Below are 13,848 nucleotides of genomic sequence, written 5' to 3' on the forward strand. Positions count from 1 at the left end.
GCTATCCGCAATGCCCCATCGTCAGGCTTTCGCCGCCGCCTTTTTCAGCAAGGTCGCCAGTTCCAGGTTCTGCAGCAGCACGATTTTCTGGTCACGGGCAAACGTGCGCGCGTTGTCACTGAGCTCGCCTTGCAGCAGTACATAGACGCTGGCGGCGCCCGCCTGGCTGGCGGCCTCATGCAGCGCGCGCAGCGGCTCGATGCCATGCACGCCGGCCTTGCTGCGCTTGGTTTGCACCAGGGTGGTCTGGCCGTTGCGCGCCAATTGCAGATCGGCGGCGCCTTGCTGCACCGGGGTGACGGTATAGCCTTCGGCCTGCCAGGCGCGGCTCAGCCAGGCTTGCAGGTCGCGGCTGGACAGGGCGCTGGCCTGCGCCAGCAGCGCCTGGCTGGCCGCCGCGCTGGGCTGGTTCCACTGGCGCTTGGCGGCCATGGCGCCGATCACGAAGAATGGCAGGCTGCCGGCTGCGCCGACAAAGCGGATGTCCTTGGGCAGCAGCGCCAGGCACAGCACCACGATGATGGCTCCGACCACCACACTGATCCACCACGACGAGCGCAGCAAGATCGCAAACACGGAGTTCTCGGCCATTTTCAGTTTCACGGGTGCAGGTCTTTCAAGAGGTGCAGGGGAAAAGCCCAGATTGTCGCTGGTTCGCAAGGGCAAGCGCGGTTCGCTAGACTTATTGCTGTCTCAGGAATAGAAAACACGATGACAGTGACCGAAACCGCGCTACTGGCCGCGCTGGCCAGCGTTCAAGACCCGCATACGGGCAAAGATTTTGTCAGCACGCGTGCCGTGCGCAACCTCCAGATCCATGGCGGCGATGTCGCCTTTGATGTGGAGATGGGCTACCCCGCCAAAAGCCTGGTGCCGCAGTTGCGCAGCCAGTTCGTGGCGGCTGCCAAGGCGGTGCCGGGCGTCGAAAACGTCTCGGTGACCATCAGCAACAAGGTGATCACGCATGCCGTGCAGCGCGGTGTGCCGCTGATCCCCGGTGTGAAGAACATCATTGCCGTGGCATCGGGCAAGGGTGGCGTGGGCAAGAGCACCACCACCGCCAACCTGGCGCTGGCGCTGGCGGCCGAGGGCGCAAGCGTCGGCGTGCTGGATGCCGATATCTACGGCCCCAGCCAGACGATGATGATGGGCGTGGACGGCAAGCCCGAGAGCAGCGATGGCAAGACCATGGAGCCCAAGCTCAACCATGGCGTGCAGGTGATGTCGATCGGCCTGCTGGTCGACCAGGACCAGGCGATGATCTGGCGCGGCCCGATGGCCGTGCAGGCGCTGGAGCAGATGCTGCGCCAGACCAACTGGGCCGGCCTCGACTACCTGCTGATCGACATGCCACCGGGCACCGGCGACATCCAGCTGACCCTGAGCCAGCGCGTGCCGCTGACCGGTGCGGTGATCGTCACCACGCCGCAGGACATCGCGTTGCTCGACGCGCGCAAGGGCATCAAGATGTTCGAGAAGGTGGGTGTGCCGCTCCTGGGCGTGATCGAGAACATGGCGATGCATGTCTGCACCCACTGCGGCCATGTGGAACATATCTTTGGCGCCGATGGCGGCAAGCATATGGCTGCCGACTACCAGCTCGACTACCTCGGTGCGCTGCCGCTGTCGATGCAGATCCGCGAGCAGGCGGACAGTGGTACCCCCACGGTGGTGGCGGCGCCTGACAGCGAAGTGGCGGCCATCTACAAGCAGGTGGCCCGCAGCATCGCGGTCAAGATCGCGCAGCAGGCCAAGGACTTCTCGTCGAAGTTCCCGACCATCTCCGTCAGCAGCAACACCTGATGAACCTGCTCGCTGCCATGCGCTATCTGGCCGCGCTCCATGCGCACGGCCATTTCGCAAGGGCAGCCCAGGCCTGCCATATCACCCAGCCGGCATTGTCCAACGCGCTGCGCGCGCTGGAGGCCGAGTTTGGCGTGGCCATCGTGCGGCGGGGCCGGGTGTTTGCCGGTTTCACGCCCGAGGGCGAGCAGGTGCTGCAGACCGGCCTGGAGATGCTGCAAAGCGAGGCGCGCCTGCGCCAGCGCCTGAGCGCCCAGGCAGGGCAGTTGCAAGGGCAGCTGCGCATGGCGGCCGTGCCCACGGCCATGCCGATGCTGCTGCGCTTTGCCAGCCTGCTGCGCCGCCAGCATCCGGGCCTGGTGCCGGTGCTGCATGCGATGAGTTCCCCCGATATTGAACGTGGCTTGGAAGAGCTGAGCCTGGACCTGGCGCTGGGCTACAGCGACCGCATCCGCCGCCCGCGCACCCATTGCGCGCCCCAGTACCAGGAACACTACTACCTGTTGCAAGCGGCGCCGCACCCGGCCTGTGTGGGCGATACCCTGCATGCCGCCGAGCCGCTGCGCTGGGCCCAGGCCGCGCAGCAGCCGCTGTGCCTGCTGACGCCCGACATGCACAACCGCCAGATCGTCGAGCGCAGCTTGTTGGCCGTCGGCGTGCTGGTGCAGCCTGCCATGGAGACCAATTCCGTCCAGGCCCTGCTGCAGGCGGTGGGCGAGGGCCAGGTGGCCAGCATCGTTCCGGGCGCCGTGTTGGCCACCGTGCGGCACACACCTGGCCTGCGCGCCTGGCCGCTGGTGGAGCCGGTGGTCGAGAGCGAGGTCGCCTTTCTCTACCAGCAATCGCAGCAGGGCATGCCCGCGATGGAGGCGGCGCGCGCGCTGATGGCGCAGGACGAATGGCAGCAGCAGTGCCTGCAGCATGCCGGCGCCTTGGCAGCGGCCCCGCCAGACCAAGCATAGTTTTGCGAATGCCGGCATTGCGGCATTGAATTTGACGCTGGCAGGGCAGCGGGTTGAAATGCAGGGCTGAGATCGTTAACACGTTCTAACCAGTCCTGCCATGCAAGAACAAAAAATCGCCTTCTACAAAGGCCCAGCCGGTGGCTGGGGTGCCTTGAACAGTGTCAAGAACACGCTGCTGCACCACGATATCGCCGTCAAGGGGGCCAAGACGCTGCTGTCGGCCAACCAGCCCGACGGCTTTGACTGCCCGGGCTGTGCCTGGCCCGACCGCAACCATGCCTCGACCTTCGAGTTCTGCGAGAACGGCGTCAAGGCCGTTGCCGCCGAGGCCACGGCCCGCCGTGCAGGCCCCGAGCTGTTTGCCCGCTACAGCGTGCGCGAGCTCGCCGAGCACAGCGATTTCTGGCTGGAGGACCAGGGCCGTCTGACGCACCCGATGGTCTACGATCCGGCCAGCGACCACTACCTCCCGATCGCCTGGGACGACGCCTTTGCGCTGATTGCCCGGCATCTGAACGCGCTGCCCAGCCCGGACCAGGCGGTGTTCTACACCTCGGGGCGGGCCAGCAACGAGGCGGCCTTCCTCTACCAGCTGTTTGTGCGCGAATACGGCACCAACAATTTCCCCGATTGCTCCAACATGTGCCACGAGCCCAGCGGCACGGCGATGCGCGAGCAGATCGGTGTGGGCAAGGGCACGGTGACCCTGGCGGATTTTGAAGAGGCCGATGCGATCTTCATCTTTGGCCAGAACCCGGGCACCAACCACCCGCGCATGCTCGGCGAGCTGCGCGAGGCGCACAAGCGCGGCGCGCGCATCGTCAGCTTCAATCCGTTGCGCGAACGCGGGCTGGAGCGCTTTGCCGACCCGCAGGACAAGCTGGAGATGGCGACCCTGGGCTCCACCCCCATCAGCACGCATTATTTTCAGCTGCGCGTGGGTGGCGACCTGGCGGCGCTGCGGGGCATGCTCAAGCATGTGCTGGAGCAGGAAGCGGCCCGGGGCGGTGTGCTGGACCATGGCTTTATTGCTGCACACACCACCGGCTTCGACGCGCTGGCGCAGAGCCTGCGCCAGGAAGACTGGTCACTGCTGGCGCAGGAATCGGGCCTGAGCGAGGCGCAGATGCGGGCGGCGGCCGATGTCTACCTGGGCGCGGACAAGGTGATTGCCTGCTGGGGCATGGGCATCACCCAGCATGCGCATTCAGTTGCCACGATCCAGATGATTCTGAACCTGCTGCTGCTGCGCGGCCATATCGGGCGGCCCGGGGCAGGGCCTTGTCCGGTGCGCGGCCACAGCAATGTGCAGGGCGACCGCAGCATGGGCATCTGGGAAAAGCCGCCTGCGGCCCTGCTGGACCGGCTGCAGGAGGTCTATGGCTTTGCGCCGCCCCGCGCGCACGGCATGGACACGGTGGAGGCCATTGCCAGCATGCGCGATGGCCGTGCCCAGGTGTTCTTTGCGCTGGGAGGCAATTTTGCCGCTGCCACGCCCGATACCTATGAGACCTGGAAAGGCCTGCAGCGCTGCGCGCTGACGGTGCAGGTCACCACCAAGCTCAACCGCAGCCATGTGGTGCATGGCCGCGAGGCGCTGCTGCTGCCCTGCCTGGGCCGCACCGAGATCGATCTGCAAAACGGCCAGCCCCAGGGCGTGACGGTCGAGGACTCGATGAGCATGGTGCACCTGTCGATGGGCATGAACCCACCGGCCTCGGCCCATCTGCTGTCGGAGCCGGCGATTGTGGCGCGCCTGGCCCATGCCACCCTGGGCGCGCGCAGCCGGGTGGACTGGCTGGCGCTGGCCGCCGATTACGCGCTGATCCGCGACGAGATCGCCAAGGTCTTTCCTGACTTTGCCGACTTCAACCAGCGTGTGGCCGTGCCCGGTGGCTTTCGGCTGCGCAACACCGCCAGCGAGCGCATCTGGGCCACGGCCAGTGGCAAGGCCAGCTTCCACGCCCATGCGGTGCCGGTGGCCACCCCCACGCACCGGGCGCGCGCACGCCTGCATGACCAGCGCGTGTTCACGTTGCTGACCACCCGCTCGCACGACCAGTACAACACCACGATCTATGGCATGGACGACCGCTACCGGGGCGTGTTTGGCCAGCGCCGGGTGGTATTCATCCATGCCGATGACATCCGCGATCTGGGCCTGGCCGATGGTGACTGGGTCAATATCCGCACCGTCTGGGACGATGGCCAGCAGCGCTGCGTGGAAGGCTTCAAGCTGGTGGCCTATGACATTCCGCGCGGCAACCTGGCGGCCTACTACCCGGAGACCAACCCGCTGGTGCCACTGTCGGCAGTGGCGGCACATGCGGGCACGCCGACGTCCAAATCCATTCCGGTGGTGCTGGAGCGAGGCCAGGCGCCGCAGTGATGGAGTGGCGCACCGCTCTGCCGGAGCTCTCGCCGCTGGCGCAGCGCATGGTGCAGGTCTTGGCGCAGGAGCAGCAGGCCCGCGCCGGGCAGGCGGTGGCGCTGGTGCGCATCGCCAAATGTCTGGATGCCCCTGCCAGCAGCGTGTTGCGCGAGCTGGCCATGCTCAACGGGCGCCTGCAGCAAGCCCAGCAACCCGCTTGGGTGGTGGCTGACGCATCGGAAGGGCGCTGGATGCTGGCTTTGACGGCCGCTGGCGCCGTGGCCGCGGCGCAGATCGCCGAGGCTTGACCAGCGTCTCGCAATGTCCGCTGGCCTGGGCGCCGTCTCAGCACTCAGGCAACGACCGCATTGCGCGCTTTGCGGGCCTGCTTGGTCTGGTACATCGCCAGGTCGGCTTGCTGTAGCGCACTGTCCGCATCGGTGTCCGGCGTCACCGCCACCAGGCCCACACTGGCACCCTGGTAGTTCAGGCTCACGCCCTGGCCCAGGCACAGGGCCTCGGCGCGGGTGCTGGCAAACAGGCGCGCCTGCGTTTCGTTGAGGGCCGGTGCGACGGGCTCGCTCAGAAACGGGCCCAGACCGGCAAAGGCGAATTCATCGCCGCCCTGGCGCGCAACCAGGTCCGAGCCGCGCATCGCTTCGCGCATCTGGTCGGCCAGCAGTTGCAAGAAGCGGTCACCCGCCTCATGGCCGTAGCCGTCGTTGATGGCCTTGAAGCCATCCATGTCGATCATGCCGACGAGCACATAGCGCTCCTGGCGGCGGGCTATGGCCTGCAGCTGGCCGAGCTGCTCGATCAATGCGCGGCGGTTGGGCAGGCCGGTCAACGCATCGGTGCGGGCCAGCCGTTGCAGCTCTTCGTTCTGCACCTGGATCTGGACCAGCAGCTGCTCGCGCTCGACCTGCTGGCCCAGGAACTGGGCAAACAGGCGCATGACATCCTGGGTGTCGCGCTGCAGCGGTTGGCGTTTCGCACTGGCACCGCACAGCGTGCCGTACAGCGCACCGTCCGACAGGTGCACGGGGGTGCTGGCGTAGGTCTGGATTCCCAGTGCCCGCGCGGCCTGCGAGTCGCCCCAGATCGTGCCCACATCATCGGTGTAGAGGCGGTTCTCATCGATGGCACGCTTGCACAGGGTGTCTTCCCAGGGCACGCTCAGGTTCTCGGGAATCTGCAGGCTCTGGGTATTGCGCGCGAACAGCACCTGCTGGACGCGCTGGCCCAGATCAATGCGGGTGAGGTAGGTGGATTCCAGACTGGTGACTTTTTGCAGCATCTCCAGCAGGGGGCGCGTCAGCTCCTCCAAACTGCGAGCTTTGGCAAAGGTCTGGCCCAATTGTGAAATCAAGGCTTGCATAGGGTTGGCTCGTTGAGAGAACGTTGTTTCATATCGTAACTCGCAATCGCCGTGTTGGGGATCATCTCTTTCAATGGAGCCATTGGAGGCCGTCTACGAAATCTCCGTTGCCTGGGGTGAGTGGCTGCCAGCGCGCGTTTCCGCGCGCAATTCCGGCCATGGCTGGGGGTAAACGCGCATCAGTTATGTTTGCTGCATGAAACACAACTTTTTTGCGCTGGGCTGGCGCCAATTGCTGCGCGACTGGCGCGCCGGTGAGCTGCGCCTGCTGTTGGTGGCGGTGGCGTTGGCCGTGGCGGCGCTGACGTCCGTGGGCTTTTTCTCCGACCGCCTGCAGGCAGGGCTGCAGCGCGATGCCAGCCAGCTGCTGGGCGGCGATGTCGTGGTGGTCAGCGACAACCGCACACCAGCGGCTTTCAGCGACAAGGCCCAGGCGCTGGGGCTGCAGGGCGTCACGACGGTGACCTTTCCAACGATGGCCCGCGCGGACGATGCCGATGGCGGTGAATCCCGCCTTGTTGGCCTCAAGGCGGTGCAGGCCGGCTACCCGTTGCGCGGCAGCCTGCGCACCGCAGCGGCTGCCGGCCAGCCCGATAGTGCCACCCGCGACCTTCCGGCGCCTGGCGAAGTCTGGGTGGACCCGAGCTTGCTGGAGGCGCTGGCGCTCAAGACCGGATCGGTGCTGTGGCTTGGAGACAAGCGCTTCACGATTGGCCGGGTGCTGACGATCGAGCCGGACCGGGGGGCGGGATTTCTGGGCTTTTCTCCGCGCGTGATGCTGGACTGGAGCGACCTGGCTGCCACCGGTCTGGTGCAGCCCGCCAGCCGTTTGCTGTACCGCTTTGCGGTGGCCGGTGAGCCCGCAGCAGCAGCGCAGTTTCTGCAATGGGCCGAGACCGAAGTGGCCCAGCCGCATACGCATGGCGTGCGCATCGAGTCGCTGCAAAGCGGCCGGCCCGAGATGGAGCAGACCCTGGAGCGGGCGCAGAAATTCCTGAACCTGGTGGCCTTGCTGGCCGCGCTGCTGTCGGCCGTGGCCGTGGCGCTGGCGGCGCGCACCTTTGCCAGTGCCCACCTCAACGGCGCGGCACTGCTGCGGGTGCTGGGCCTGGGCCAGCGCGCCATTGCCGGCGCCTATGTGGTCGAGTTCGTCATTGTCGGCCTGGCGGCCAGCCTGCTGGGCGTCGCGCTGGGCTATGCGATGCACTACCTGTTTGTCTGGCTGATGGCGGGCTTGCTGGCCGTGACCTTGCCCGCTGCCAGCGGCTGGCCCCTGGTGATGGGCGTGGGCATGGGCATGACCTTGCTGCTGGCCTTTGGCCTGCCACCGGTGCTGCAGCTGGCCCAGGTGCCACCGCTGCGCGTGCTGCGGCGTGACCTGGGTGCCCTGCGCCCGGCGTCGGCCTCGGTGCTGCTGCTGGGGGTGCTGGGTTTTGCGGCCCTGCTGCTGCTGGTCAGTGGCGATGCCAAGCTCGGCGGCATTGCGGTCGGTGGTTTTGCGATGGCCATCGTCCTGTTTGGCCTGCTCAGCGCGGCGGCGATTGCGCTGCTGCGCCGTGGGGTGAACGAGCGCACGGCGCCACGCTGGCTGTTGCTGGCCACCCGCCAGGTGGCCGCCCGGCCCTGGTTTGCCGTGGTCCAGGTCAGCAGCCTGGCCGTCGGCCTGATGGCCTTGGTGCTGCTGGTGCTGCTGCGCACCGACCTGATCCAGACCTGGCGGCAGACGACGCCGCCCGATGCAATGAACCGCTTTGTCATCAACATCCTGCCGGACCAGGCGGGCGCCTTCCAGCAGCGGCTGCGCCAGGCCGGCATCGACAAATGGGACTGGTACCCGATGGTGCGCGGCCGCCTCATCCAGATCAATGGTAAGGACGTGGGCCCGGGCGACTACAGCGAAGACCGCGCCAAGCGCCTGGTCGACCGCGAGTTCAACATCTCCCACAGCGATGTGCTGCAGGAGCACAACCAGATCGTGCAGGGCCGGTGGACGCCGGGCGAGGCGGGGGGCGTCAGTGTCGAAGAAGGTATTGCCGAAACGCTGGGCCTGAAAATCGGCGACCGCCTGCTGTTTGACATGGGCGGCGTGCAGCACGAGAGCAGGATCACCAGCCTGCGCAAGGTGGACTGGGGATCGATGCGCGCGAACTTCTTCGTGATGTACCCGGTCGCGAAGATGGATGATGTCGCCGTGACCTACCTGGCCGCCTACCGCGCGCCAGACGCCCCGGGCTTTGACAATGCGCTGGTGCGCGAGTTTCCCAACATCACCAACGTCGACCTGCGCGCCACCGTGGCCCAGCTCCAGCAGGTGCTCGGCCAGGTCATCCGCGCGGTGGAGTTCCTGTTCGGATTCACGCTGGCCGCAGGCCTGGTGGTGCTGTTTGCCGCGATCACCGCGACGCGCGAGGAGCGCGCCCGTGAGTACGCGATCATGCGGGCCGTGGGCGCACGCAGCCAGTTGCTGCAGCAGGTGCAACGGGCCGAGCTGGCCGGCGTCGGGCTGCTGGCCGGTGTGCTGGCCAGCGTGGTGGCCATGGCCATTGGCTGGGCGCTGGCCCGGTTCGTGTTCGACTTTGTCTGGGTGCCACGCTGGTGGGTGCCGCTGGCCGGCGGTGCCAGCGGTGCGTTGCTGGCGCTGGTGGCCGGCTGGTGGGGCCTGCGCGAGGTGCTGCGCCGCCCGGTCGTCGTGACCTTGCGCGAGGCCGTGTGACGCCGTCCAAAAGCGGTAATATCGCGGGCCCGGTAGCACGGGCGCTGTACTGGCACAGCGCCCGCTCCCCCGATGGTCTGCCCCCGTGTACCCTGAGAGCCCGTTATGCAAATCGAAGAAAAACCCCCCTTTGACACCCCGTTCGAATGGATCGGTGGCGAGGAAAAAGTGCGGGCGCTGGTGGACCGTTTCTATGACCTGATGGACCTGGAGCCCGGCTACCAGGAACTGCGCCAGGCCCATGGCAGCAGCCTGCAGGATGCGCGCGACAAGCTGTTCTGGTTTCTCTGCGGCTGGCTGGGCGGCCCTGACCACTACCAGCAGCGCTTTGGCCACCCGCGCCTGCGCATGCGCCATATGCCGTTCTCGATCGGCATCCTGGAGCGCGACCAGTGGCTGGCCTGCATGGACCAGGCCATGGGCGATGTCGGGGTGGACGAGAAACTGCGCAGCCGCCTAGGCCAGAGCTTTTTCCAGACCGCCGACTGGATGCGCAACCGCTGACAAGGCCCGCTCCACCGAGATGCCTGCGCGGGTGGGTGCTGATCCCCGCGCTGTGGCGGCGAGCCCGCAGCCCAATACCTGATTTCTTGACATCTGTCATGCAGAAGGTTCACAAAATGCAACGGCCACCCTGGTTTGCATTCCCTATTGGGGTCCCGCGACGCTTTGGCCCATAATCAGGCCACTAAAAACAATGAGGGTGGATGAGGGTTATGAATACCAATTTGATGGTGGTCTCGGCGCTGGCCGCCGCCGTGCTGGTCTGGGGCGTGCTGGTCTACAACCGCTTGATGACCTTGCGCAACCGCACCAGCAATGCGCTGGCGCAGATCGATGTGCAGCTCAAGCGGCGCTATGACCTGGTGCCCAACCTGGTGGCGGTCGCCAAGAAATACCTGGAGCATGAGTCCCAGACCTTGGAGGCGGTGATCCGCGCGCGCGGCCAGGCCCAGGCAGCGGCCAGTGCGCTGCGTGCCGCGCCCGGCAAGCCCGAGGTGGCCGAGGCGATGGTGGCTGCGGAGGGCGCGCTGGGGGGCGCGCTGGGCCGGCTGATGGTGCTGACCGAGAGCTATCCTGATCTGAAGGCCGATGACACGATGCGCTCGCTGAGCGAAGAGCTGGGCAGCACCGAAAACCGCATCGGCTATGCGCGCCAGGCCTATAACGACCAGGTGCTGGAATTCAACAACGCCTCCCGCGCCTTCCCGGCGATTGTCGTGGCCTCGATCCTCGGCTTCCATGCGATGCCGATGCTGCAGTCGACGCAAAGCGCCCAGGAACGCGAAGCCGTTCGTGTGCAGTTCTAAGGGCCATGGCCCGGTGCGCTGCCAAGCCGTAGCCGCCACCGCATGAAATTCTGGGATTTCCAAACCAGCGCAAGGCGCCGCACCTGGGGCCTGCTGGCCGCCTTTGCGCTGCTGGTGCTGGGCATTGCCGTGGGTGTGCACCTGGTGCTGGCGCTGGTGTTCTGGATGCCTGCGCTGGTGGCGGTGGCTTTCAGCCCACTGCGGCTGGAGCAGGTGGCGGTGCACTACCCGGCCGGTTTTCTGGCCACCAATATCGGCATTGTCACGTTGATGGTGCTGGGCGGCGCCTGGATCAAGCGCAGTAACCTGCGCGAGGGCGGGCTGCACCTGGCCAGGCAACTGGGCGCGCGGGCGCTGCGCCCCTCGGTATCGCATGCCGAGCAGCAGTACCAAAACATCGTTGACGAGCTTTGCATTGCCGCCGGCGCCCGGCGTCCCCAGGCCATGGTGCTGCCGCGTGACCTGTCACTGAACGCCTTTGCCGCCGCCTGGGAGGCCGACGATGCGGTGATCGTCGTGTCGATGGGTGCGCTGGAGTACCTCAGCCGCGATGAGCTTCAGGCGGTAGTGGCGCATGAGCTGTCCCATCTGCACGAGGGCGATACCCGGCTCAACATGGAGTTGGCCGGCTATGTGTTCGGGCTGGAGATGCTGTTCAACTACGGGCGCGATTGGGTCGAGCGCGGCGTGTCGCTGTTTGGCAGGCCGTTGATGGCCGTAGGCTGGCTGGGCTGGTTGGCGGCGCAGGCGCTCAAGGCGGCGGTATCGCGCCAGCGCGAGTACCTGGCCGATGCCCGGGCCGTGCAGTGGACGCGCAACCCCGATGGCCTGGGCCGCGTACTGCGCAAGGCGCTGTGGCAGCAGGACTACCCGATGCAGGCCGGTGCGCTGCAATCCCGGGGCGGGGCAGCCGGCGCCTATGCGCCTCTGGTGGAGCACATGCTGCTGGTGGAGGTGCACAGCACCGAAGAGATGCACGACTTCTGGCACCTGGGCGGCGCGCGCTGGCTGGCCAGCCATCCCCGCCTGGAAGAGCGTATCGCCCGCATCTATGGCGAAGAAGATGCGCGCGAGGCGCTGCCGCTGCAGGACCCGGACAAGCGCTGGGTGAACCCCTTCACGGCCCCTTTGCCGCTGGGCAAGCCCGAGGCATCCTGAAAACGCGCGGTCAGCGCTTGGGCTTGGCGCTGCGGTACTGCGCCGCCCAGGATGCCACCTGCTGGGCCACCGGGTCAGGGGCGGGCACGGCGGCGGCCTGCCCGGCCAGTGCCTGCATCTCCAGCAGCGCATCGGCCACGTTGACGGCACTGGCCGTCATCGTGGCGGCACGCAGCAGCACCACCAGTGCGCCGGCGCCGCCTTCGGCCGGGCGCGCCTGCACAAAGGCCAGCACCTCGTTTTTCTGCACCAGCCAGCTGTGCACCCGGCCTTTGAGCACCGGCATGCGCCCGGGCGAGCCCAGGCCCTTGCCATGCACCACGCGCACGCAGCGCAGCCCCTGGCGTTGGGACTGGCGGATGAACGTACCCAGCGCCTGGCGCGCCTCGTCGGTGCGCAGACCATGCAGATCGATCTGGCGCTGGATGGTCCAGTGCCCGGCACGCAGCTTGTGGACCACATCGCGGCCAATGCCTTTGCGTCTGAAGCTCAACTGGTCATCGGTATCGAGCAGGGTGCTGGCGTCGAACTCGTCGCTCATCGCTTCGAGCAGCACGCGTTTTTCATCAGCCCAGTGTTGCAGCGGCAGCGGATCGGGCAGCGCCATCTCGGCGTGGATCTGGCCACTGCTGGGCAGCGGGCGCACGGCGCCCACGGTCTGCCGGAACAGCAGGCGGTCGCGTTCGGTCTGGCGCAGCGCCTGTTGGCGGGCGGCTTCCTGCAGCTGGCGCTGGGCCGCCTGCTCGGCCTGCAAGGCCGTCAGCGCCTTGCGCAGCTGCTTGAGCTCGCGCAACGATGAAGCGCCTCGGGCTTTGTCCTGTTTACTCACATCTCACCTTCCTCGGCCATCGACAGTGCTGCTCCGTACGCGTCGGCTCACAGCAGAAAGATTGTGCGCCAGAATCTTGCTTGTGCGGTGAAGTTCCCATCCTTCTATCGTAATTCGGATGCAAGAGACTTGTTTTAATCAAAAATATCTGAAATAATTCATTGCACAAAAAATCATATAAGACTTTTCTTGTTTTATCCAATGAGAACAAGATTTAATTTTGTATGTAGTAGTTTATTAGGTTGGGTGCTTGATTAAAGTATAAATTCCCAGTAATCAACAATGCGATATGAAAAATGTATTGCAAAAATAAATAAAATATTCATAAATCACAAATTAATTTATCTGGGGTATATGGGTTTTACAAAATTTTAAAATGATCTATGTGTATTTAATTTGTTGTGAGTGTGAAATAGTATACTAATCAATAGTGACTAAATTTATATTTGCATAATTGTATATTGAGGGTATATGTTCGAACAGCCAAGAACTGGGCAATTTACTCAGGGGACAATTTTTTCGTGTGCTTATGCGGAGAATTATCTAAAAAATAAAGTTTATGGACTTGTTATTACTGCTCGATGCGACGCTGCGCAAGAAAAGGTCCCTGTGTACTCCTATGTTCCGGTGGTTTCATTGGCGACTTGGATGCTAAGAGACGGAGCCATCATCATGTTCGAGCGTATACTGGCAGATTTGGATAATACATTTAGTTTGATTTTGAAGGCAGTCGATTTGTCTCCTTCGCTTTTGAAGGTGCATCCATTGGATGATATTTTTAAAACTCATTTTCTTCCAATGGAAACTGATAAGGCAAAAAAATCTCATTTTTTGAAATTCGAAAAAAATTTAAATACATATAAGCAGGTTGTTTTATTTAAAGAGAAAATTGATGATGCTGAAGTGATTAAAGATGCTTTGAAGATATTTGAGAAAACGGTTGAGGGGTTGTTGAAAGAGTTGTCGGGAAATAGGTTGAGTGGATATTATTTACTGCGTGGCGTTAAAAGCTTGGATGCAGATGATGAAACCGATTTTATAGTTCTGCTCCGTGAAGTTCATCATATTCCGGGTAGTATTGCGAGAAAAATAATTGATGGCTGCGCTCCAAGTGATATTTTAGATATGAAGAGAGCTGACTTAATTTGTCCTAGGTTTATTGATTCAGATGATTTTTCTCTTCCAATTGGTAAAATTACCTCGCCATGGATTGAGCACATAATGCAGTGTTTTTCTATGCTGTTCGCTAGAATTGGCGTAAAAGATATTGATCATAAAGATGTGAAAAAATCTTTAATCAAAATAGGTCTTGGAGCATGAA

At 63.8% G+C, this 13,848-nt stretch carries 11 protein-coding genes and 1 pseudogene; 9 read left to right on the top strand and 3 right to left on the bottom strand.

Annotated elements, in window-relative coordinates:
* Positions 1 to 21: 21 nt before the first annotated feature.
* On the bottom strand, positions 22 to 603 hold the full coding sequence (locus AB7A72_RS18455; protein WP_312412982.1) for a restriction endonuclease: 582 nt from the start codon (positions 601 to 603) through the stop codon (positions 22 to 24).
* Between the two features lie 108 nt (positions 604 to 711).
* Between AB7A72_RS18455 and apbC the strand changes: the two genes are divergently transcribed.
* From apbC to AB7A72_RS18475, 4 genes are all read left to right on the top strand, one after another.
* Positions 712 to 1,803, top strand: a complete 1,092-nt coding sequence (gene apbC / locus AB7A72_RS18460) for an iron-sulfur cluster carrier protein ApbC (RefSeq protein ID WP_312453015.1) — start codon at positions 712 to 714, stop codon at positions 1,801 to 1,803.
* Complete coding sequence (locus tag AB7A72_RS18465) at positions 1,803 to 2,765, top strand: LysR family transcriptional regulator (protein ID WP_369460782.1); 963 nt, start codon at positions 1,803 to 1,805, stop codon at positions 2,763 to 2,765. The genes apbC and AB7A72_RS18465 overlap by 1 nt, the downstream gene beginning before the upstream one ends.
* A 100-nt stretch (positions 2,766 to 2,865) precedes the next feature.
* Complete coding sequence (locus tag AB7A72_RS18470; protein WP_369460783.1) at positions 2,866 to 5,157, top strand: FdhF/YdeP family oxidoreductase; 2,292 nt, start codon at positions 2,866 to 2,868, stop codon at positions 5,155 to 5,157.
* Entirely contained in the window at positions 5,157 to 5,447 is a 291-nt protein-coding gene (locus tag AB7A72_RS18475) for a hypothetical protein (protein ID WP_369460784.1), read from the top strand. Before AB7A72_RS18470 ends, AB7A72_RS18475 begins: the two co-directional genes overlap by 1 nt.
* A gap of 44 nt (positions 5,448 to 5,491) precedes the next feature.
* On the opposite strand, the gene AB7A72_RS18480 is transcribed toward AB7A72_RS18475, so the two are convergent.
* Positions 5,492 to 6,517 carry a sensor domain-containing diguanylate cyclase gene (locus AB7A72_RS18480; protein WP_369460785.1) on the bottom strand — a complete coding sequence of 342 codons (1,026 nt, stop codon included), beginning with the start codon at positions 6,515 to 6,517 and terminating at the stop codon, positions 5,492 to 5,494.
* Between the two features lie 196 nt (positions 6,518 to 6,713).
* Here AB7A72_RS18480 and AB7A72_RS18485 point away from each other — a divergent pair, with 196 nt between their 5' ends.
* From AB7A72_RS18485 to AB7A72_RS18500, 4 genes are all read left to right on the top strand, one after another.
* Positions 6,714 to 9,230 (top strand): ABC transporter permease, encoded by a 2,517-nt coding sequence (locus AB7A72_RS18485; protein ID WP_369460786.1) that lies wholly within the window; start codon positions 6,714 to 6,716, stop codon positions 9,228 to 9,230.
* A 105-nt stretch (positions 9,231 to 9,335) separates the two neighbouring features.
* Positions 9,336 to 9,734 carry a group II truncated hemoglobin gene (locus tag AB7A72_RS18490; RefSeq protein ID WP_239809213.1) on the top strand — a complete coding sequence of 133 codons (399 nt, stop codon included), beginning with the start codon at positions 9,336 to 9,338 and terminating at the stop codon, positions 9,732 to 9,734.
* Positions 9,735 to 9,946: 212 nt separating this feature from the next.
* A complete protein-coding gene (locus tag AB7A72_RS18495; protein ID WP_239809212.1) occupies positions 9,947 to 10,540 on the top strand; it encodes a LemA family protein in 594 nt (197 codons plus the stop codon).
* A 42-nt stretch (positions 10,541 to 10,582) separates the two neighbouring features.
* A complete protein-coding gene (locus AB7A72_RS18500) occupies positions 10,583 to 11,698 on the top strand; it encodes a M48 family metalloprotease (RefSeq protein WP_369460787.1) in 1,116 nt (371 codons plus the stop codon).
* A 169-nt stretch (positions 11,699 to 11,867) separates the two neighbouring features.
* Here the strand turns inward: AB7A72_RS18500 and AB7A72_RS18505 are convergent.
* Positions 11,868 to 12,527, bottom strand: a pseudogene (locus AB7A72_RS18505) (Smr/MutS family protein); the annotation flags it as partial.
* 471 nt (positions 12,528 to 12,998) lie between these two features.
* Between AB7A72_RS18505 and AB7A72_RS18510 the strand changes: the two are divergent.
* Positions 12,999 to 13,847 (top strand): hypothetical protein, encoded by an 849-nt coding sequence (locus AB7A72_RS18510; protein WP_369460788.1) that lies wholly within the window; start codon positions 12,999 to 13,001, stop codon positions 13,845 to 13,847.
* Position 13,848: the final 1 nt, after the last annotated feature.

Origin of the sequence: Comamonas sediminis (assembly GCF_041107495.1) — a bacterium.
GTDB lineage: Bacteria > Pseudomonadota > Gammaproteobacteria > Burkholderiales > Burkholderiaceae_C > Comamonas > Comamonas sediminis.

What these genes read in the sequence shown, in the direction of transcription:
- AB7A72_RS18465 (WP_369460782.1), top strand. Translation starts at nt 1,803, where the DNA reads ATGAACCTGCTCGCTGCCATGCGCTATCTGGCCGCGCTCCATGCGCAC.
- AB7A72_RS18475 (WP_369460784.1), top strand. Translation starts at nt 5,157, where the DNA reads ATGGAGTGGCGCACCGCTCTGCCGGAGCTCTCGCCGCTGGCGCAGCGC.
- AB7A72_RS18510 (WP_369460788.1), top strand. Translation starts at nt 12,999, where the DNA reads ATGTTCGAACAGCCAAGAACTGGGCAATTTACTCAGGGGACAATTTTT.
- AB7A72_RS18490 (WP_239809213.1), top strand. Translation starts at nt 9,336, where the DNA reads ATGCAAATCGAAGAAAAACCCCCCTTTGACACCCCGTTCGAATGGATC.
- AB7A72_RS18480 (WP_369460785.1), bottom strand. Translation starts at nt 6,517, where the DNA reads ATGCAAGCCTTGATTTCACAATTGGGCCAGACCTTTGCCAAAGCTCGC.
- AB7A72_RS18485 (WP_369460786.1), top strand. Translation starts at nt 6,714, where the DNA reads ATGAAACACAACTTTTTTGCGCTGGGCTGGCGCCAATTGCTGCGCGAC.
- apbC (WP_312453015.1), top strand. Translation starts at nt 712, where the DNA reads ATGACAGTGACCGAAACCGCGCTACTGGCCGCGCTGGCCAGCGTTCAA.
- AB7A72_RS18470 (WP_369460783.1), top strand. Translation starts at nt 2,866, where the DNA reads ATGCAAGAACAAAAAATCGCCTTCTACAAAGGCCCAGCCGGTGGCTGG.
- AB7A72_RS18495 (WP_239809212.1), top strand. Translation starts at nt 9,947, where the DNA reads ATGAATACCAATTTGATGGTGGTCTCGGCGCTGGCCGCCGCCGTGCTG.
- AB7A72_RS18500 (WP_369460787.1), top strand. Translation starts at nt 10,583, where the DNA reads ATGAAATTCTGGGATTTCCAAACCAGCGCAAGGCGCCGCACCTGGGGC.